Source organism: Flavitalea plasmicola (assembly GCF_030546645.1).
Lineage (GTDB): Bacteria > Bacteroidota > Bacteroidia > Chitinophagales > Chitinophagaceae > Puia.
The window spans coordinates 301703-321388 of sequence record NZ_JAUOTO010000009.1 but is presented as its reverse complement, the minus strand read 5'-3'; the positions used below and the strand labels follow the sequence as shown (position 1 = coordinate 321388).

Here is a 19686-nt window from a genome sequence, read left to right as displayed (position 1 = left end):
GAGCAATACCAATCTATAACTTCCTCTTAACTTGCCATGGCGGATAGGTCTTTGTCCAGCTGCCGGCTCTTTACCAGGTCGCTGATGGCTGACATCAGATCGACAGGATTAAAGGGCTTCACAAAATGCTTGACAATACCATACTCCAGGCATTTCAACTCTGTTTCCTTCTTTTCCAGTCCGGATAATACGATTAGGGGTATATCTCCGTACATCCCGCTGGAAGAAAGCTGTTGTATCAGTTCCCAGTTCTCCATATCCGGAAGCTGGGGGTCTGCAATTATTAGATCAGGCATCTGTCGGTGGGAAAGATAATACATCGCAGAAAATCCATCAGGCACGGTAATCACACTGTATTCTTTTCCCAAAACAGTCTGTAACAAAAAACGAATGGCCTTGCTGTCATCGATCGCCAATATTTGCTTTTTCATCACCAATTTCTTTTTAAGCGGTTAAGTAGAAACTTAATCTTTCTAGGATGGCAATGGAAATGGCTTACAAGAGGTATTGGCATCAAACAATGATACTTCTCAGATCGCGAAGCAGGCTTTACCGAATAGTGATGTGGATTATCAAACTATTAATTCAAATCGTTACAAAAGACACAAGGAATTTCAAGGATTTGTGGGACTGTCAAAAGAAATACATCGAAAGATATTCGCCGACTATTCAGAGGACTTGAATATGGCATGCATTAATAGTGACATAAAACTAATGATTGTTTTTCTATTATTCAAATTTATTGTTCTATTATTTTTGTATCCGGGTGCAATTTGGGAATTTTTCCCGGAATAAAAAATACCCATAAGATGGTATTTTCCACATAATCCCCATATTAATTATCAGGTCGCATATATATTAATATATATAAATGAAAACATGCCCCCCTTTCTCCTGCAATCCCCGTAAACATTGACGGGTAGCCGCCCACGAAGTTTCCGTCCCTCCTCCGATCGCCGTGGCACATCCACTGCACCTGGCAGTACCGCTTACCTGGTTCATGTGCACATTCCGGAAACTACGGTGGAAACTGCAGGATTTACTATTACAAAACTCAACGCTGTTTGCCTTGCACTTCACATTTCCCGGAATGGGAATCGACACCGGCAGCCCTTCTTACTGTCTCTTTTACGCCGCGGTCTGAAAGGCAACGGCCGGCTTATACACCAGCAATCCATGTGCCACCCCCCCAATCACTCCCGCCGCTGCCGGTTTGATACCCAACTTGATTGCAAGGATCACATTTTCACACTTGTCGTAGAATATCTTCCCCGGAGTTCGCAGGCGCCTGGCTTCCGGTCATTCATAGCACGAGGGGATTTAGTTCAGAGGCTGCCAGCCGGCCCGGTGGTAACCCCATCAGCCAGGTGTTCAGGTCATTGGTCTGCGCGGGGCTGTTCGGCCGGGTGATCCGCGCACCGTCAGCCATGTAGATTATTGTCATCACCTCCCGCATTTTATCAGAGTCATTGCCGGGGGCGCTATGCACGGTATTCCCGTAATGCCAGGTGGCATCGCCCGCCAGCATACCCGCAGCCCGGGTCACTGCATACTGATTTTCTTTTATATACTTCCTGTAGCTGTTATCCGACTCATCAGAGATCTCCTCGTCCAGCACAGTTCCCCGCTTGTGGCTGCCGGAAGCAAATGTCAACATGCCCATGTCCACCGTAATATCCGTCATCGGCATCCACATCGTGACAGTATTGGGCGTGTCGATAGGCCAGTAATACTGGTCCTGATGCCAGGGAGTAGGCCCGCCGCCAGGCTCTTTAAATAAGGCCTGATCATGGTAGATCCGCACATTGCCCACGCCCAGCAGATCTGCCGCCATCTTGCCCAGTCGCCTGGACAGTACCAGGCGTCGCACCCCCTCATCCACCCTCCAAAGGTTCATTATCTGCAGAAATGCCTTCCCATAAGTATCTCTTTCCGAAAGCCGGCGCTTCTCCGTCCGCAGGCGCTTTACGGCATCGGCTACCACAGGCCGGTAGACTGCCACTTCATCAGGGCTCAATACTCCCCTGACGAGGATATGCCCGTTCTCCCGGAACTCCTCCCGCTGCGCAGAAGTGACAGTGCGCACATCATCCAGCGGCATTAAATTTTTTTGAGCTGTCATATGTCCGCTAAGTACGCCATTCATCCGGAAAAAAGGCACGGGCAAATTGACCAAATACTGGGGAATATTACCCCAATCAAGATAAATTCATAAATTTATTGACAAAAAATGCAATGCTGAAAGCCGCTTATGAAGTACTGCAGCCTACCACCGGCCATTCCTTTCTCGTCACGACATTCGACGAATCAGGCTTTAGAGCTCCTTTTCATTTTCACCCGGAATACGAGCTGACCCTCATCACAGCCGGCAGCGGCAAACGCTACGTAGGCAGCCATCTGGCCGGCTTTCAGCCTGGTGACCTGGTCTTATTGGGCCCTAATCTTCCCCATTGCTGGAAACTGGAACCCGCCGGCGCCGCATCTTCCATTGTCATCCAGTTCGCTGCCGACTGCCTGGGACAAGGCTTTTTCTCCTCTGCCGAGCTCTGTGCCATTCAACGCCTCCTGCACAGCAGCCTCTGCGGCATCCGGTTCCCCAACAGCTCCGTCCAGCCCCGTATCCATGCGCTGGCCGCCGAAAAAAACGATTTCCGCAGGCTCATCAGGTTCCTGGAGCTCCTCCAGGAACTGGCCCTGGAGCAGGACCTGGCCCCCCTGGATACCAACGGCATCACAGCCGGCCTGACGCCCGCCGAACGCGAAAGGATCCACCCCATATTCGCCTGGCTGGTAGAAAATTTCCGGGAACCCATATCCCTCGAAAAAGCCGCTGCCATCGCAGGCATGTCCCCCAATGCCTTCTGCCGCTACTTCAGGAAGATCACGCGCAAAACCTTTATGGAAACAGTCATCCAATACAGACTGGACCACGCCGTCCGCCAGCTCGTGCAAACCAATGAACCCATATCTGCCATCTGCTTCGACTGCGGCTTCGGTGACCTCTCACACTTTTACAAAACATTTCGCGCCCGCATGCATACCAGCCCGCTCAATTATCGCAGGAAATTTATGCAAGGCGCCACCGCGTAAATACGCTTCCGCAGATAGTAGTTTTTACAGGAAAATAACGGTCATTTTAAAACGCACCCTCGATCGGACAAAGAACGACCACTGCATCCATGAAAACCCTTATGACAGGCATTTACATCAATGAAAATTCACCGCCATTGCCGTTTTACAATATTTTGTCCCACGGGTCGTTTTAATAGATCGATTTTCTATTGAAACCACTATCCTATTCTAAATCCAATTTCTATGTGTAAAAATTTTACAACAGCGCTTTGCATGTTGCTGATGCTAGTGTTTGGCTCCTTATCCCTTTCAGCGCAGACTAACAGAGGTCTTAGCTTCGATAGCTTATCTTCGGATTACGCCTCCGCCGGCGCTAATACCTACATCGTGCCGAGTATCGGCTTTAATGCTACTGTCGAATTTTGGGTGTACGTTCCCGTTGCCCAGGCAGGTCTGCACTATTTTGTTTCACAAGGCCCCACTGGTAATGCTTTCTACATTGGCTATGATGGTGACCATAGCAACCACCTCTTAATGGGAGATACCTGGCTGGACTCTGACGTCCAGCTTCCCATCGGTCAATGGAACCACATCGCCCTGGCCATTGATGGCAATGCATTCCAGGGATACCTTTATCTCAATGGGCGAATGGTCGACTCCACGGATTTCAACTATTTCAATGGATCAAGCGGCACCCCGACGCAGTTGGGCACCTCTACGGACAATACCACTTATTTCACAGGTAAGCTGGACCAACTGCGCATCTGGGATACCATACGTACGACCGCGGAGATCAAGGCGGGCATGTATGGCACCGTATTGCCTTCCACACCGCACTTGTTCGCTTACTATAAAATGGATGAAACCTCCGGTGCCATCGCAGCCAACAGCACTGCGACCACCGGCGTTGACCTCACCCTGAACGGTTCGCCCACACATCCGGTCATTCCCATACAGACCTCAAACAACGCCCTCACTTTCGACGTGACGAATAATACCCAGGTGGACATGATCTCCGATTCCGCTAACCTGACGACAGGTACGGTCGAAGCATGGCTCAAACCCGGCAGCCTGTCCAATGAGTCCGCTTTCCTGGCCAATCGTGGGCCTGGAGGATCTCACTTCACCATGACCCTGGACAACAGTTTTGGCAATAACCGCATCGGTATTCATAACACTGCTGATGGCGTACACTACATCGACTATCCCGCCGGCTTCACCGCCAACAAATGGTACCATGTAGCCTTGGTCACCGCCCCGGCAGCATCAGGAGATACCACGGCCCTGTATGTCAACGGCAATTATATTACCAATACGCCCTATGGTTACGACAACGCTGTCCTCAACCAGCCTTTGCACATCGGTGGCAACGGCGTCGACTTTTCACAGCAATGGAATGGTAGCATCGACGAAGTACGCATCTGGAAAGTACCCCTCACGGGCCCCCAGATAGCAACCAACATCGGCAATTCACTTACCGGTAATGAAACTAATCTCTTATCCGTGTGGAGCTTCGACCAAGGTATCCCGGACGGGGACAACACAGGCCTGAAAGTAGCCGTCGACAATGCCCCCCTTACCAATAATGGCACCCTGAGCAACTTTTCGCTGTTATCCGCCTCGGCCTCTAACTTCTCATTGCATAACATCGTTCTGCCTGTTACCATTACCCGGTTCACAGTGGCTAAACAAGGCAACAGCGCATTGCTTCAATGGCAGACCGCCCAGGAAGAGAATACCAAGGATTTCATCATCCAGAGAAGTGCCAACGGCATCGACTACACAGACATCGGCAGCACCCCCGCGGCTGGCAACAGCCACGGCCTCCTGACCTATGCCTTTTTGGATAACGATCCCGTCGAAGGCAGGAACTACTATCGCCTGAAGGAAAGGGACCTTGACCTTACGCCCACCTACAGCGAGGTAAAAGTGCTGTCCTTCACCCGTACAGGCCATTTGATCTGGTACTCCACAGGCGCCAGGTCCGTAGAGGTACTCCTGCAAAAAGGCAGCACGGAACTGTATTCGATCTCTAACGCCGCCGGTAACGTGATCCAGGCAGGTCGTCTTTCCGCAGGGAAGACCACCCTCTCCCAACTCCCGGCTGGCATCTATTTCGTGAAGGTGATCAATACCATCGGCGACGAGCTGTCGACAAAAATATTAATCCCCTAAATTAAAAAAGCCCGCCAATCTGATATGCCCCCAAAATGTTAGACACATTTTGGGGGCTTTTTTTCTCATTTCATTTGCAGCACAGCATCCCAATCCTTCCACACAGGTTCATAGCCCTGTCCCCGGATCATCGCAGCTATTGCCGCCGGACTCCGGTCATCATGTATCTCAAATTGCTCTAACGACCCCGGATCAACAGCATACCCTCCCGGATTCGTCCTCGAGCCCGCACTGATCGCTGTAATGCCCAGCCGGATCGCATGGTCCCGGAATAATGGACTTTCCCGCGTGGATAACGACAGCTCCACCTCTTCATCCAACAATCGGTAAGCGCAGATCAGCTGGATCAGCTCCCGGTCCGTCATCTCCACCTTCGGCTGAATAGCCCCGCTTGCAGCTTGCAGCTCGCCACTCACAGCTCCTACTTCATCACTTGCAGCTTGCAGCTTGTAGCTTGCAGCTTGAAAAGGCCGCAGCCTGGGAAAAGAAATGGAATACTTCGTCCGCCAATACACTTTCTCCAGGTATCGCAGATGCATCGCCGTAAAAAAACTATCCGTCCGCCAATCCTCCAGCCCGATCAATACCCCCAACCCCATCTTATGGATCCCGGCTCTACCCAGCCGGTCAGGTGTCTCCAGCCTGTACCCGAAATTCGATTTCTTTCCCTTCGGATGATGCAGCTTGTAATCCTCCCGGTGGTAGGTCTCCTGGTACACCAGCACGGTATGCAGCCCCTCCTGTATCAATCGCTCATAATCTTCCTGGTCCAGCGGCTGCACCTCCATGGAAATATTCGCAAAATGCGGCCGCACCACCTGCAGCGCTTTAATAAAATAATCCACCCCTACAGTCTGATTGGCCTCCCCGCTTACCAGCAGGACATGCTCATATCCCATCTGCCTGATGACGTCCGCCTCTTTCAGTAATTCTCCCGCGCTCAGCGTCCTGCGCCGGATCTTATTGTCATAGCTGAAGCCGCAATAAGTACAGATGTTCTGGCATTCGTTGGATAGATATAATGGGATATACAGTTGCATCACCTTCCCAAAGCGCTTGATGGTAAGCCGGTGGCTCATCTGTGCCATCGTCTCCAGGTAAGGCGCCGCCGCGGGAGAAATAAGCGCCTTGAAATCCTCCAGGTCACGACTGTCACGCGCCAAAGCCCGCTCCACATCCGCCGCGGTCTTACTATAAATACTGCTTTTAACAAGGCCCCACTCCTCCCGCTGAAATATCTTTGAGAACATAGATAAAGATTTATACATCTAAAAAAGCCGTCAAAGGACTGCTGGCTACAGCCTCCGCCGATGCCGGCGCCAGCTTCGCCTCATAAGCCATCCTGCCACCTTCCACAGCCAGCCTGAAAGCCCTCGCCATTTGTACAGGATGGGCGCTGGCGGCTATCGCCGTATTCACCAACACCGCATCAGCACCCATCTCGAGTGCGCCGGCAGCATCGGAAGGCGCGCCGATGCCTGCATCCACCACCACTGGCACCCGGCTCTGCGCAATGATGATCTCCAGGAAATCCCGCGTCCGCAATCCCTTATTGCTCCCAATAGGCGAACCCAAAGGCATTACGGCAGCCACACCCACATCCTCCAGCCTCCTGCATAACACCGGGTCCGCATGAATATAAGGCAGTACCACAAATCCTTTCTTTACCAATATTTCCGCCGCCAGCAAGGTCTCAACAGGATCAGGCAGCAGCCACCTCGGATCAGGATGTATCTCCAGCTTCAGCCAATGCGTCCCCAACGCCTCACGGGCAAGCTCAGCCGCAAATACGGCCTCCTTCGCAGTCCGGACCCCGGACGTATTCGGCAATAGATGAATATGGGGGTGACGCAAATGCAGCAGCAGGTCGTCGGCATCCGATCGACGCACATCCACCCGTTTCAACGCCACTGTTACCAGCTCGGACCCACTGGCCACCAAAGCGCTTTCCATCAACGACGGGGACCCGAACTTTCCGGTGCCCGTAAACAACCTGGACCTGAATGTCCTGCCCGCAATGGTCAGCGCACTACCCCCTCCCCGCACTGCCGCTTCCAGCGTGCGCACCGTGCCAGCCCAATCATCGGCATGCGCCAGCACTCCCGAAAAAGCGATCCCATAGACCCCCGCATCCATCAATGCCCCTATATCCTCTGGCGCTATCCCGCCAATGGCTACCACCGGTAGTTCGATCCCTTCCTCCCTCATCTGTGCCATGATCCGCTGATACCCCTCCAATCCCAATAAAGGACTGAGGTTTTTCTTCGTGCTGGTCCACCGGAATGGCCCCAGTCCTATATAATCAGCCCCTTGCCGGTGATGCTCCCGGATATCTTCGATTGTATTGGCCGTTCCTCCAATGATAAACCCCCTGCCCAGCAGCCGCCGTGCCTCTCCCACCGACATATCCTCCTTACCCACATGCACCCCATGCGCACCTACTTCCGCCGCTAATCCCACCCGGTCATTGAGGATCAATGTACAACCCCAGGCGTCGCAGATCTTGCCGGCCGCCAATGCCGTTTCACGGAATGTAGCTTCATCCGCCTGCTTCATCCGCAGTTGTATCCACCGGATCCCGGCGCGACAGGCCGCCTCCACCTGCTCCAGGTGCGTCAGAAGTGCCTCATCCCTGGTAATAAAATTCAATCCGCTTATTTTTCCGGTAGTCGATGCCATCCTAATGCAGTTTTATTACTGGTTAAAAATTGTTCGATATATCTTTTTGATCGCACGGCGGCCTCCGGCAAAGCATATCCCAGCGCCAGGTTCGCGGCCAGCGAAGAAGACAGTACACAGCCCGACCCATGCTTGGGATAAATAGCCCCCGCTTCCACCGACGGCTCCAGCACACGCAGCTCCCCTTTGCTCCATAGATAATCCCTGCCCCGCAGCTGCGGATGATGCCCTCCTTTCAGATATAAGTTGCAAAGCCCCGACAGCCGGCGGCTGACTTCCGGAATGTCCTCATTGGGATAAAGCCATGCGATCTCCTCCCAATTGGGCGTCACCAGCCAGCATTGCCGGGCCAGGAGATCAAAACCCTCCAGGTCCGTACCCTCCCAGAAATCCTTACCGCTGCTGGCCCTGATCACAGGATCCAGCACGATCCTCACTTCCGGATTATGCTGCTTCAAATGTCCGATGATGGATGCCAGCACAGCAATACTCCTGCCCACGCCTATCTTCACCCACTCGAAACTTCCCTGCTCAAAACAAAGATCTATCTGTTCAAAAATATCCGACTCCGAATACCAGTGCACACGCGTGATAGTCCGCTCGTTCTGAAAGGTCAGCCCCGTACATACGGCATAACCATACACCCCATGCGCCTCCAGCGTCTTGACATCCGACAGGACCCCCGCTCCGCCACTCTGGTCGAATCCCGCAACCACCAATACTCTTGGACGACTATCTTTCATATCCCTCAACCATCCCTTTTAAGTGTAAAAAACGCTCCACGGCTTCCGAAGGCTTCTCCCAGATAGCTCCCAGCACGGCCGCCCCATCCCACCCGTGTTCTATCACCTGCCCGATCGTATCCTTATCGATCCCTCCCAAGCCTATCAAACCACACGGAGCAACACCCTCCGGTCGCCTGAGCAATCCCTCCCCCGCCCTATAACCGGGCTTGGAGATGCTGTCGAACAGGGGGCTTAAAAAGACATATTCCAACCGCCCGGGAACCACCGCCCTCACCTCCTCCCAGGAATGAAGGCTCGCCGAAAGCAAGATCCTCCTGCCGCCCGGTCCTGCATCATTCCCCCCCATTCCCTCCCAGGGCTTATGCCAATGCCCATGCACCTGTGGAACTCCATACGCCCGCGCCAGCTCCACCGCTTCCATTCCCCCATGCAGCACCAGCCGCGAACCCCATCGCAAAGCCAGCCGCTTCAACAACGCCTCCGCCCCTTCTCTCTTCCGTATATGCAGCTTCTCCACACCGGCCTCCAGCATCGCGCACAGACAATCCTCCTCTCCCGCCCAGGTCGCCTCGGCTGTGATCACTGCTAATAAGAACTTCTTCGATATCATAAATAGACCTCCGATCCTGCCTGTTTGAACGCCTCCGACCTTTCCTTCATGCCGGCTTCCACTGCCACCTCCTCGCTGATGCCTTTCTCCTCTGCAAAGCGCCGCACTTCCTGCGTGATCTTCATACTACAGAAATGAGGTCCGCACATGCTGCAGAAGTGAGCGATCTTCGCCCCTTCGGCAGGGAGCGTTTCATCATGGAATGCCCGGGCCGTATCCGGATCCAGGGAAAGATTGAACTGGTCCTGCCAGCGGAACTCAAAACGCGCCTTGCTGAGTGCATTGTCCCGGTGCTGCGCCCCGGGATGCCCCTTCGCCAGGTCCGCCGCATGCGCCGCGATCTTATAAGCGATCACCCCGTCCTTCACATCCTTCTTATTGGGAAGTCCCAGATGCTCCTTGGGAGTGACATAACACAGCATGGCGGTGCCATACCAACCGATCATAGCGGCCCCGATGGCAGAAGTGATATGATCATAGCCGGGCGCTATGTCCGTCGTCAAAGGACCCAGCGTGTAAAAAGGCGCTTCATGGCATTCCTTCAGCTGCTTGTCCATATTCTCCTTTATCAGGTGCATCGGGATATGACCAGGTCCCTCGATGATCACCTGGCAATCATGCTTCCAGGCAACTTTCGTCAGCTCGCCCAACGTCTCCAGCTCGGCGAATTGCGCGGCATCATTGGCATCCGCAATGGAGCCCGGACGAAGTCCGTCCCCAAGGGAAAACGAGACGTCATAAGCTTTCATGATCTCGCATATCTCTTCAAAATGTGTATAAAGGAAGCTCTCCCGGTGATGCGCAAGGCACCACTTTGCCATGATGGACCCGCCACGCGACACAATACCCGTGACACGCCTGGCCGTAAGAGGAATATAACGTAGCAGTACACCCGCATGAATGGTGAAATAATCCACCCCCTGCTCTGCCTGCTCTATCAGCGTGTCCCGGTATATTTCCCAGGTAAGATCTTCTGCCTTACCGCCGGTCTTTTCCAATGCCTGGTAAATAGGTACGGTGCCCACAGGGACGGGCGTATTGCGCAGGATCCATTCCCGCGTCTCATGGATATTCTTTCCGGTGGACAGGTCCATGATCGTATCGGCTCCCCACCGGCAGGCCCATACAGCCTTCTCCACCTCTTCCTCGATGCCGGAGCTGACAGCAGAATTACCAATATTGGCATTGATCTTTACAAGGAAATTCCTCCCGATGATCATAGGCTCGGCCTCCGGATGGTTAATATTCGCGGGAATGACGGCCCTGCCCCTCGCCACTTCCTGCCGGACAAACTCGGGAGTTATCGCCCCTCCGGTCCCCTGGTTCTCCCTGATAGCGATATACTCCATCTCCGGCGTTATGATCCCCTTCCGCGCATAATGCAGCTGCGTCACATTGGGCTGCCCCCTTCTCCCCTTCACCCATTCTTCCCGGAGACGAGGCAATCCGCGAACAAGATCGATGGCAACCCCGGGATCAGTATACGGACCACTGGTGTCATACACCGTCACAGGAGGGTTGGACGTCTCCGTGTCGCTGTGCCTGTCTACCGTATTGCCTACGGTGATCTCGCGCATGGCGACATGAATATCATGCAGCTCGCCTTTCACATAGACCTTTCTGCTTGCGGGAAAAGGCTCCCTGCTGATGACATGGTCACCAGGAGTGATATCTTTCTTCATATATATGGTATTTGTTTGCTTACCCTCCCTGCGTAGCCCGGATAACAAAGACCTTATCCGCAGGCTGCAGCTTATAACTATTCCATTCCCCCCTGGGGATCACGTTGTCATTAACGGCAATGGCTATCCCATCCGGCCGGCTGATATCCAGCAAAGGCAGTACGTCGGCCAATGTACCCGGATCAGGCAGTGAAAAAATTTCCCTGTTGATGGTCACCTGCACCATACATCGATCTCAATAAAAGAATTATAAGTATAAGAGGTGCTGCTGCGCGCAGAAAGAGAGAGTCCGTCTTTTCCCTTCGCCGGTATTAACCGGATCAGGTTCTGAGGGTATTATCTCAGCCCGTGTGAACGAGCACCCCTAAAGTCCGCAGTAAAGGTAGGGAATAAAATTAAATAGCAATTATTTTCAGTAAAATTGCTCCGTGTGCATGAATAGTCGCAGAATATTTCTTTTTAAATACGCCCACATCCGCCTGCTTCCACAGGTCTCTCACCTTCACTTTCTTCATACCCAGCAAAGCAAGATCCAATGCAACCTCCTTCTCCGCATCACTGATATTGAACAACGCAACATACTTTGCGCCGCCGCCCGCCTCCGACACCCACACCATGCTTCCATCCTGCTTATACAATTGCCGGGGAGCAGCGCCCTCCTGGTTCACACGCAGGACTTCCTCATTCGAGAATAATTTGTTCTCCAATTCCCTGTTATCCGGCAGGTTTCCCCCCAGCATCAAAGGACTGCGATAGATACACCAAAAGGTCATATGGGTCACCAGTTCGTCCTCCGTAAACCTGCTGTACCGCTCAGGCCCCACTGGCCCCCGCTTCGAGATCTTCCCTATCTGGATCATATCACAATCAGGCCAATGTCCGGGACCTCCAACGCCTTCCCAGCTTTTTGCATAATCAAACATCTTCAGCATCTCCTTCCAGCTATCCCAGAAATCATCCGCCATCCGCCACATATTGGCATGCTGCACCACGTGCGTGGAATCTTTCAGCGGCGTTTCTCCCGGAGAAAGGCTCAACACAATAGGCCTGCCGCACCCATCGATCGCTTTCTTATAGCCTTCGATCTCCGCAGCGCTGTATGGCCGCGCAATATCATCCACTTTTATAAAGTCCACTCCCCACTCCGCGTACAGCTTCAACAGCGAGTTCAAATACTCCTGCGCGCCCCGCTTACGCATATCGAGACCATACATATGGTTCATCCAGGGACAGATGGACGTAGTGTCCGCGATCCGGTCCGCGGTGATACCATCGGCGCCCAACACAGGACTATGCGCCCAGACGGCCTGCCGCGGTATGCCCCTCATCACATGGATGCCGAATTTCAAACCCAGAGAATGCACATAGTCGGACAAAGGCCTGAAGCCTCCGCCGCCAAAGGCGGAAGGGAACTTATTCGTGTTAGGCACTAGCCTGCCCCAGGCATCCATGGCCAGCCAGGGAATATAGGCCCCATCCTGCAACTGCTTTTGAAAAGGATTGCCGATCAGGCTGCCGGGAGGGTTATCATACGCCCAGAGAAAATCCACGACGACATATTGCCAGCCGTAACGAAGGTTCTTCGCCATATAATCAGCATTGGCCTTCACTTCATCCTCATGCACGGCCGAACCATAACAATTATAGCTATTCCAACCCATAGGAGGCTTGGAAGCGACGCCCGGCTGCTGTGCAAGAACACGCACGCTCATCAGCAAAGCCACAACAAAATAACCCCTTCGCATAATGTTATATTATTTCAGTTCCAGCATGACAATAGATTCGGCCGGCATTTCCACCACCAGGTCACCCCCATCCTTCTTTGCTCCGGAAAAAGAGGTCAGATGAACTTTGTCCGGCTGGCTAAAAGTATTGACGTCGGTGAATTTCCCGGAAGTCAGCACCTGCCCCTGGATATTTTTCGAAGGCAGCCCCTGCAAGCCGATCCGCACCGTCACCTTCTTCGAAGGATCGATGTTCACCAGCGAAATATGGACGGCCCCCAGCGAATCGCGTGACGCAGACGCGTTGACGGCGGGTATTTTATCTCCTCCATAGGCATAGTCCGGGCTGTTCAGCTTCAATACCAGGGAATGAGCGTCCTGGTGAACTTTATATAAGTCAAAAACATGATACGTTGGCGTCAGCAGCATCTTATCCTTCTCCGTAAGGATCAATGCCTGCAGCACATTTACAGTCTGCGCCAGGGCCGCCATTTTCACCCGGTCCGTATGATTGTTGAAGATATTGAGCGTAGTGCCCGCGATCAGGGCGTCCCGAAGGCTGTTCTGCTGATACAGGAACCCAGGATTGGAGCCCGGCTCCGCATCCGTCCAGATCCCCCATTCGTCCACCACCAGCCCGACCTTTTTCTTAGGGTCATACTTGTCCATGATCGCAGCGTGCTTATTCACGATCTCCTCCATTTTCAGGCAGGATTTCATGGCCTTGAAATAAAGGTCCTCACCGAATTGAGTAGCGGAACCTTTATGCTCCCAGGGACCCGCCAAGGTATAGTAATGTACAGAGACGCCCCATGTATTCCACAAGGTGATATTCTTCATCAACGCCTCCGTCCAGTTGTAATCGTCACTGTTGGCCCCGCTGGCTATCAGCTTCAAAGGAGCGCCCGGATAGCTCTTGCAGAACTCCGCATACCGCCGGTACTGCATGGCATAGAATTCCGGCGTCATGCTGCCGCCGCAACCCCAGCTCTCATTCCCCACCCCCCAGAAAGACACCTTCCAGGGCTTGTCCCGGCCATTCTGCCTGCGTAGGTTCGCCAGCGTGCTCTTCCCGTCATAGTTAAGATACTCCAGCCAGTTGGACATCTCCTCGGGCGTTCCCGTGCCTACATTGCCGGCAATATAAGGCTCGCAGCCCAACAGCCCGCAAAGCTCCAGGAACTCATGCGTGCCGAAACTATTGTCCTCCGTCACCATCCCCCACGTCGTATTCACCGTCGCCTTACGCTGATCCCTGGGCCCAATGGCATCCCTCCAGTGATATTGGTCCGCATAACACCCTCCTGGCCAACGCAATACAGGCACCTTTATCTTCTTCAGCGCCTCCACTATATCCATCCGTATATGATCCCCCGTCCAAAATCCGTCATAGATACACCGGCCCAGGTCCTCAGAGAAATGTCCATAGATATTACGGCTGATCTGTGGCCCCGAAGTATCCGAGATCGAGATACTTACAGGTTGCTGGGCATGGAGAAAACTACAGGTTGCAAGCAGGGCAGCTAAAAGAAGGAATCCCTTAATCCGTTTAAAATATCTATTCAATGGTCGGATCGAATCTCGCTTCATTCCATTGGGGGTGCTCGATTTCATATGTATTCATCGTTTTGTGAATATCAAAATAAACGTTTTTTTGACAATTAAAAAAATTGTTACCCCTCCGAAGGCCCTCGTATATCCACCGGTTTTCTTATAAAACATTAGGAAGGTCAGGGGATTTTATATATTTTAGCGAGGAACAATATATTCTAACGTTTCATAATTTCTACAAATCAGTCCTCCATGCGTTTAACTGGCAGAACCAGCCTACCCTGCTTTGTATTTTTTTCCTTGCTGTTTGCCCTGCTTGTTTACTGGATAGGATACGAACGACCCGCGTATGGCATCGACGACGCCAACATCTATATGGTCTATATGCGTCATTTCGCTCAGGGCCACGGGTTTGTCTGGAACCTGGGCGGTGAAAAAGTGGAAGGCTTCACCTCCCTGCTATGGACCCTCATCGGCGCCTTGTTCTACAAAGTGTCCGGAGAACACTATGTCTGGCTGTTGCTGGCGCTAAGCTTCCTCCTCACCTTTATTACGGTCTACCGCCTGCTGTCCTTCGTCAGGAAATGCAACGGTACGCAGGAACAGCTGATCACCACCAGCGATGTCCTGATCATGGCGTTGCTGCTGCTTCCCCTGGGCTTTATAGAATGGAATATCCTGGGATTGATGGAGACAGGCCTATGGTTCTTCCTCGTCGTCAATACTACCCTCTATCTGTGCAATTACTACCTTGCCGGCGCCAGGCCCCTTCCACTCGCCTTCAGCGCCATGCTGGCCATCATGATCCTCACCCGACCGGAAAGTATGGCCTTCGGCCTGCTGTTCATCACCATCCTTTTTGTCCAACGTTCCATCACCGAAGGTCTTAAAAGGGGCATTTACGCCATCCTCCTTCCCATGCTTACCTACGGAGCCACCCTCATCTCGTTGATGCTGTGGCGTATCTCCTATTTCGGCTACCCCTTCCCCAACACCTATTATGCAAAGGTCTCGGGAAGCCTGAAAGACAACATATCGCATGGCCTTGCTTATTTACATAAGCTTTTTTACGAATATCCGCAGGTGGCCTTTGCCTTCGCGGCAGCCCTCCTCGCCGCAATACTTATTTTCATCAAATGGCGGAAAAAAGCCCCCTTATCCTCAGGCGACAAGATCCAGTTGGTCCTTCTCTCCGTCATCCTGCCAGCCATTTGCCTGCCCGTTCTGACGGGCGGCGATCATTTCAAATACGCCCGCTTTTACCAGTGCATCATTCCTCTTATCTATGCAGCCGCTTTCCATTTCTCATTCTGGAAAGCCCACCTGGGTAATTTCAGCATCTCAAACCGCATTCACCGCATCCTGCTTACAGCGGCAGCCTGCTTTGGCATATTCTTTATCGCTAAATCTACCCTGTATGACTTCACCGCCACTGACAGGATCGCCGCAGTGCGCATATCACCCGAATTCTACCATGCCAGGATGGGAAGGACCATCGCAACCGCAGAGGACGCAACTTTCTCCGGGGCGCCCCATTATCCCAGCGTCGGCATACTGGCGGCCGGCGGCTTCGCCTATGCCTACAATGGGACCACCATCGACCTGATGGGTCTCAATGACACCGCAATGGCACACGCCACCCGCATCAAACAGGGCTTTCGCAACCACGCATCCTTTGATATTAAAACTTTCTGGAAACTCCGGCCCGATATGGTGGGCACGTTCTACGGAGGCGAGGTCATCAAAGACACCAGCATGTTCAATCTTTCGGAAAATACGGAATACTTTCGCAATGGGCTCTTCGTCTACGTGGCCTATAAGGGCATCTTCGACAACGAGGACTTCATCGCATCCTACCTCCCGGCCCTGGTCCGCCTGAAAACAAATGATTTCTGGATCTTTGCCTACTATAATAAGGACTTCCTGGCCTCTCTTGATAAAGGTAAATTCGACATTTTCTTCCCCGTCCGCAGATACAAACCTGGTGCACCACATATACCCGTCAACCTTCCCCCGCCGCAAATGGGTCTATAATGTGTGGAAAAAAATTCTCACTATACTCCATAACGTCAAAAAAGTGTCGTACAAAGAAAATTGTGTAGAAAAAATTCCATTTGGCACAGAAATAGCTACGTTGGGACGATTAATGGTCGTTAAGACGATTAATCGTTAGGCTCTGATAAAATCTGTCGCGGAAAACTTATGTAAGAAAACTTTACTCTGATTATTACTATCCCCGTATTTTTCTTCGATTCGCTTTCCTCAGATATCATGAGCACCGACAGGCCCGTTTGCTGATCCATGTCTGGCCCATTGCAGCCACAACGCCTTACCCTATGTCCCCCCTACTCAATTTACCGTAGCTGCCCGGCTCAGCCGGAACATGTATTATTCATTGGTGCTTGACTGCTAAATGCTAAAATCTGAAATTGATGAAAAATCTCTTTGCGTTGTGCATGGCCCTCTTGGCCATTACTACTTCCCGTGCCCAATTAACCGTGAAAAAGGTGATATGCACGGAATATCATGCCTTCTACCTGGCCAGTGACGGCCAGGTATATGCCTACATGGGTGGCGCTTCAAAGCCGGTCCCCTTTCCCATTGCCGCAGGAAGAACGATCGTCGACGCCTCCGGCGCCTTCAACGAATGGAAAGGCATCGATGACCAGGGCTATGTGTGGTCCAACAGAATAGACCTCACCACAAAGACAGATCGGTACAACACCGATTCCACCGGCGCCGCCTTCGACAAGAACGCTTCCATCTACGCCTACAAGAACACCATCGTCACCATTCGCACGGACGGCAGCATCTGGTACTTCGGCGCCGATGATTACCATCTGTTCTCCTCCGCGGGAGTCACCAACATGCGCCCCATGAAACTTTCTCCGGCAGGCATGACCTATAAAAAGGTGTCCCTGGGCAACACCCGTATCGTGGCCCTCACCACCTCCGGTGACGTCTACGAATGGATCGTCGGCGGCAGCAGAACCCCCGCTAAAAAGACAACCCCCGCGCCCGCCATTGACATCTGGACCAGCCACTTCGATTATGCAGGCTGTATCATCCAGTCCGCCGCAGGCGCCAACAACGGATATCCGTATGTGTGGGGCGTCAACTGGGGCAGCTGGGGCGCCAAGGGAGGACCTACCTATAGCCAGCCGACCAATGTCTCCTCTCTCTGGGGGCTGAAATATCCCATAACGGAGATCAACGTGGACTGGAACACCACCCACTACATTGATACCCAGGGCGACATGTACGGCTTCGGCTTCAACGCGCAAGGCGAGGTTGGCAACGGTGAAGAGACGGTCAATAAATACAACTATCCCACCTTTCCCGGCTATGGATGGACTTTCAACGACGGCGAAAATCCCGTCACCGCTCCCGCCATACAGATCGGCAAGGGGGTGAAATGGTCCCATTTATACTCCAACAACTGGTTCGTATTCTATAAATATGCTATGGATGTCAATGGAAATATTTATGCATGGGGCCGTAACAAGGCCGTCGTTTGCGGCAACGGTTTCTACCTCAACCAGCAGGCAGACCATCCCAATTCCATGGATGTATTGGTCCCGACTAAAGTGACGCCGCTTACGACAGCCTCCCAGGCCTATGACTGGACACCCCCCAAGATCAGCGCGGGTGCCAACCAGACCATCACCTCTTCCACCGTCACCCTCACCGGCTCGGCCACTGGCCCTCAGCTGATCAAAAGCACCACCACAGCCGCCAACGGTATTAATAAGGTAGGTTTTGATATCGTCTCCTATCAATGGACCAAGGTCAGCGGCACCGGCGGCACCATCACATCCCCCAACGCTGCCACGACCACAGTGACAGGTCTGTCCACGGGAACCTATGTCTTCAATCTGTTGACCACCGACAATAATACAGGCACCCAAAGCGCCAACGTAACCATCACGGTCTCCGGCGTATCAGGGCCATCTTCCTCGGTCTCCGTCTCCGCAGGCTCATCAACCTCGCTCACCCTGCCGATCAATAGCACCATCCTGACTGGCACCGCAACGACCACCTCAGGTACCACGATTCAGAGCTACGCCTGGTCGCAGACCTCCGGTCCGTCGACAGCCACCATCGGAACCCCTGCCGCCAGCACCACCACCGTCTCTTCGCTGATAGCAGGTACCTATACCTTTAAGCTCACTGCTACCAATAACAGCGGTGTGACAGGCAGCAGTACGGTCACCGTCACGGTCAACGCAAGTACGTCTAGTGTGACCTACACAGCCGTCCCTGCCACGATCCAGGGCGAAGCATATTATAAGATGAGCGGCGTTGTCACCGAAACATGCGGAGACACCGGCGGCGGCACAGACGTAGGACAGATCGACCCGGGCGACTGGATGAGCTATAATATCAACGTCCCTGCAGCAGGAACCTATAACATCAGCTTCAGATACGCCAGCAATGTCACCGGAGTCGCCTTCTCGGTGAAGAATGACGCCGGAGCAGGACTGGCAGCCATTAAAACCAACAACACAGGTGGCTGGCAGACCTATACCACGGTCTCCGTCCCCATCACCCTGCCGGCCGGCAACCAGACCATCACGATCTACTCCTCCGGAAATAACTGGAATCTCAACTGGTTCCAGATCTCGGCCCAGAGCTCCTCATCCGTGGGCAGTGGTCTGACGATCCCCGGTACCATCCAGGCGGAAAGCTACAGCAGCATGAACGGCGTGCAAACCCAGGCTACTACGGACGCAGGTGGCGGCACCAACGTTGACTATATTACCAACGGATCCTGGATGAAATACGACGTCAACGTGACAACCGCCGGCACCTACACAGTTGGTTTCCGGTATGCCACGATCAACGCTGGCGCAAAGTTCCAGCTGAAGAACGCCAGCGGCGCTACGCTGGCTGATATGGCCCCGGCAGCAACGGGCGGCTGGCAGACCTGGCAAACGGTCACCGCTACCATCACCCTCCCCGCAGGTCAACAGACATTACAGCTCTATTGCAATGCGGTCCCATACTGGAACCTCAACTGGATTAGCTTTACCCAGGGCGCGACAGCCGCCGTCGAACCAGGCGCTTCGCTTACACAAGGTCAGTCCACAAGCCTCAGTTCTACGACTGTCGCCGATGCCACCACCGATGCAACAGGCGCCGCTTCATTGACGCTGTTCCCCAACCCGGTGAAAGATCAGTTCACGATCGCGCTGAAAAATGCACCGACAGGCTCAGCCAGCATCCGGATCTTCAGCCAATCAGGCCTGGAAGTCAAAACATACATGGTGAATGTATCACTGCAGGACTATCGTATCGACCTGTCCACCGGCAACATAGCCGCAGGAGTATACTTTGTCCGCATCCAGATAGGTAATTGGACCCGTACGATCAAAATGGTTAAAATATAAAGACCCAAATGAAAAGGGGCGTTGCAGATGATGCAACGCCCCTTTTTTATTTATATA

At 52.9% G+C, this 19686-nt stretch carries 14 protein-coding genes and 1 riboswitch; of the genes, 4 read left to right on the top strand and 10 right to left on the bottom strand.

What is annotated here, in order from left to right; all coding sequences use genetic code 11:
* Positions 1-26: 26 nt before the first annotated feature.
* Positions 27-431, bottom strand: coding sequence for a response regulator (locus tag Q4E93_RS30780; protein WP_303591784.1), 405 nt, complete (start codon positions 429-431; stop codon positions 27-29).
* Positions 432-1303: 872 nt separating this feature from the next.
* Positions 1304-2122 (bottom strand): phytanoyl-CoA dioxygenase family protein, encoded by an 819-nt coding sequence (locus Q4E93_RS30775; RefSeq protein ID WP_303591783.1) that lies wholly within the window; start codon positions 2120-2122, stop codon positions 1304-1306.
* A 98-nt stretch (positions 2123-2220) separates the two neighbouring features.
* Between Q4E93_RS30775 and Q4E93_RS30770 the strand changes: the two genes are divergently transcribed.
* Both Q4E93_RS30770 and Q4E93_RS30765 read left to right on the top strand, forming a co-directional pair.
* Positions 2221-3090 carry a helix-turn-helix domain-containing protein gene (locus tag Q4E93_RS30770; RefSeq protein WP_303591782.1) on the top strand — a complete coding sequence of 290 codons (870 nt, stop codon included), beginning with the start codon at positions 2221-2223 and terminating at the stop codon, positions 3088-3090.
* Between the two features lie 225 nt (positions 3091-3315).
* Positions 3316-5247: a LamG-like jellyroll fold domain-containing protein gene (locus Q4E93_RS30765; protein WP_303591781.1), complete on the top strand. Its 1932-nt coding sequence runs from the start codon at positions 3316-3318 to the stop codon at positions 5245-5247.
* A gap of 65 nt (positions 5248-5312) precedes the next feature.
* On the opposite strand, the gene thiH is transcribed toward Q4E93_RS30765, so the two are convergent.
* The 8 genes from thiH to Q4E93_RS30725 all read right to left on the bottom strand — a co-directional run bounded on the left by thiH (position 5313) and on the right by Q4E93_RS30725 (position 14302).
* Positions 5313-6497: a 2-iminoacetate synthase ThiH gene (thiH, locus tag Q4E93_RS30760; RefSeq protein ID WP_303591780.1), complete on the bottom strand. Its 1185-nt coding sequence runs from the start codon at positions 6495-6497 to the stop codon at positions 5313-5315.
* 10 nt (positions 6498-6507) lie between these two features.
* The gene (locus Q4E93_RS30755; protein ID WP_303591779.1) at positions 6508-7926 is read right to left on the bottom strand and encodes a thiamine phosphate synthase; all 1419 of its coding nucleotides are present in this window, start codon (positions 7924-7926) and stop codon (positions 6508-6510) included.
* A complete protein-coding gene (locus tag Q4E93_RS30750) occupies positions 7902-8669 on the bottom strand; it encodes a hydroxymethylpyrimidine/phosphomethylpyrimidine kinase (RefSeq protein WP_303591778.1) in 768 nt (255 codons plus the stop codon). The genes Q4E93_RS30755 and Q4E93_RS30750 overlap by 25 nt, the downstream gene beginning before the upstream one ends.
* Positions 8659-9282 (bottom strand): thiamine phosphate synthase, encoded by a 624-nt coding sequence (locus Q4E93_RS30745; protein ID WP_303591777.1) that lies wholly within the window; start codon positions 9280-9282, stop codon positions 8659-8661. Before Q4E93_RS30745 ends, Q4E93_RS30750 begins: the two co-directional genes overlap by 11 nt.
* Entirely contained in the window at positions 9279-10964 is a 1686-nt protein-coding gene (thiC, locus tag Q4E93_RS30740; protein WP_303591776.1) for a phosphomethylpyrimidine synthase ThiC, read from the bottom strand. The genes Q4E93_RS30745 and thiC overlap by 4 nt, the downstream gene beginning before the upstream one ends.
* 19 nt (positions 10965-10983) lie before the next feature.
* The gene (thiS, locus tag Q4E93_RS30735; protein ID WP_303591775.1) at positions 10984-11190 is read right to left on the bottom strand and encodes a sulfur carrier protein ThiS; all 207 of its coding nucleotides are present in this window, start codon (positions 11188-11190) and stop codon (positions 10984-10986) included.
* Positions 11191-11244: 54 nt separating this feature from the next.
* Positions 11245-11340, bottom strand: a riboswitch (TPP riboswitch).
* Between the two features lie 19 nt (positions 11341-11359).
* Positions 11360-12709 carry a glycoside hydrolase family 27 protein gene (locus tag Q4E93_RS30730; RefSeq protein ID WP_303591774.1) on the bottom strand — a complete coding sequence of 450 codons (1350 nt, stop codon included), beginning with the start codon at positions 12707-12709 and terminating at the stop codon, positions 11360-11362.
* A 9-nt stretch (positions 12710-12718) separates the two neighbouring features.
* A complete protein-coding gene (locus Q4E93_RS30725) occupies positions 12719-14302 on the bottom strand; it encodes an alpha-N-arabinofuranosidase (protein ID WP_303591773.1) in 1584 nt (527 codons plus the stop codon).
* A gap of 189 nt (positions 14303-14491) precedes the next feature.
* On the opposite strand from Q4E93_RS30725, the gene Q4E93_RS30720 reads away from it, so the two are divergent.
* Both Q4E93_RS30720 and Q4E93_RS30715 read left to right on the top strand, forming a co-directional pair.
* On the top strand, positions 14492-16273 hold the full coding sequence (locus Q4E93_RS30720; RefSeq protein WP_303591772.1) for a hypothetical protein: 1782 nt from the start codon (positions 14492-14494) through the stop codon (positions 16271-16273).
* A gap of 398 nt (positions 16274-16671) precedes the next feature.
* Entirely contained in the window at positions 16672-19629 is a 2958-nt protein-coding gene (locus Q4E93_RS30715) for a carbohydrate-binding protein (RefSeq protein WP_303591771.1), read from the top strand.
* The last annotated feature ends 57 nt before the right edge of the window (positions 19630-19686 follow it).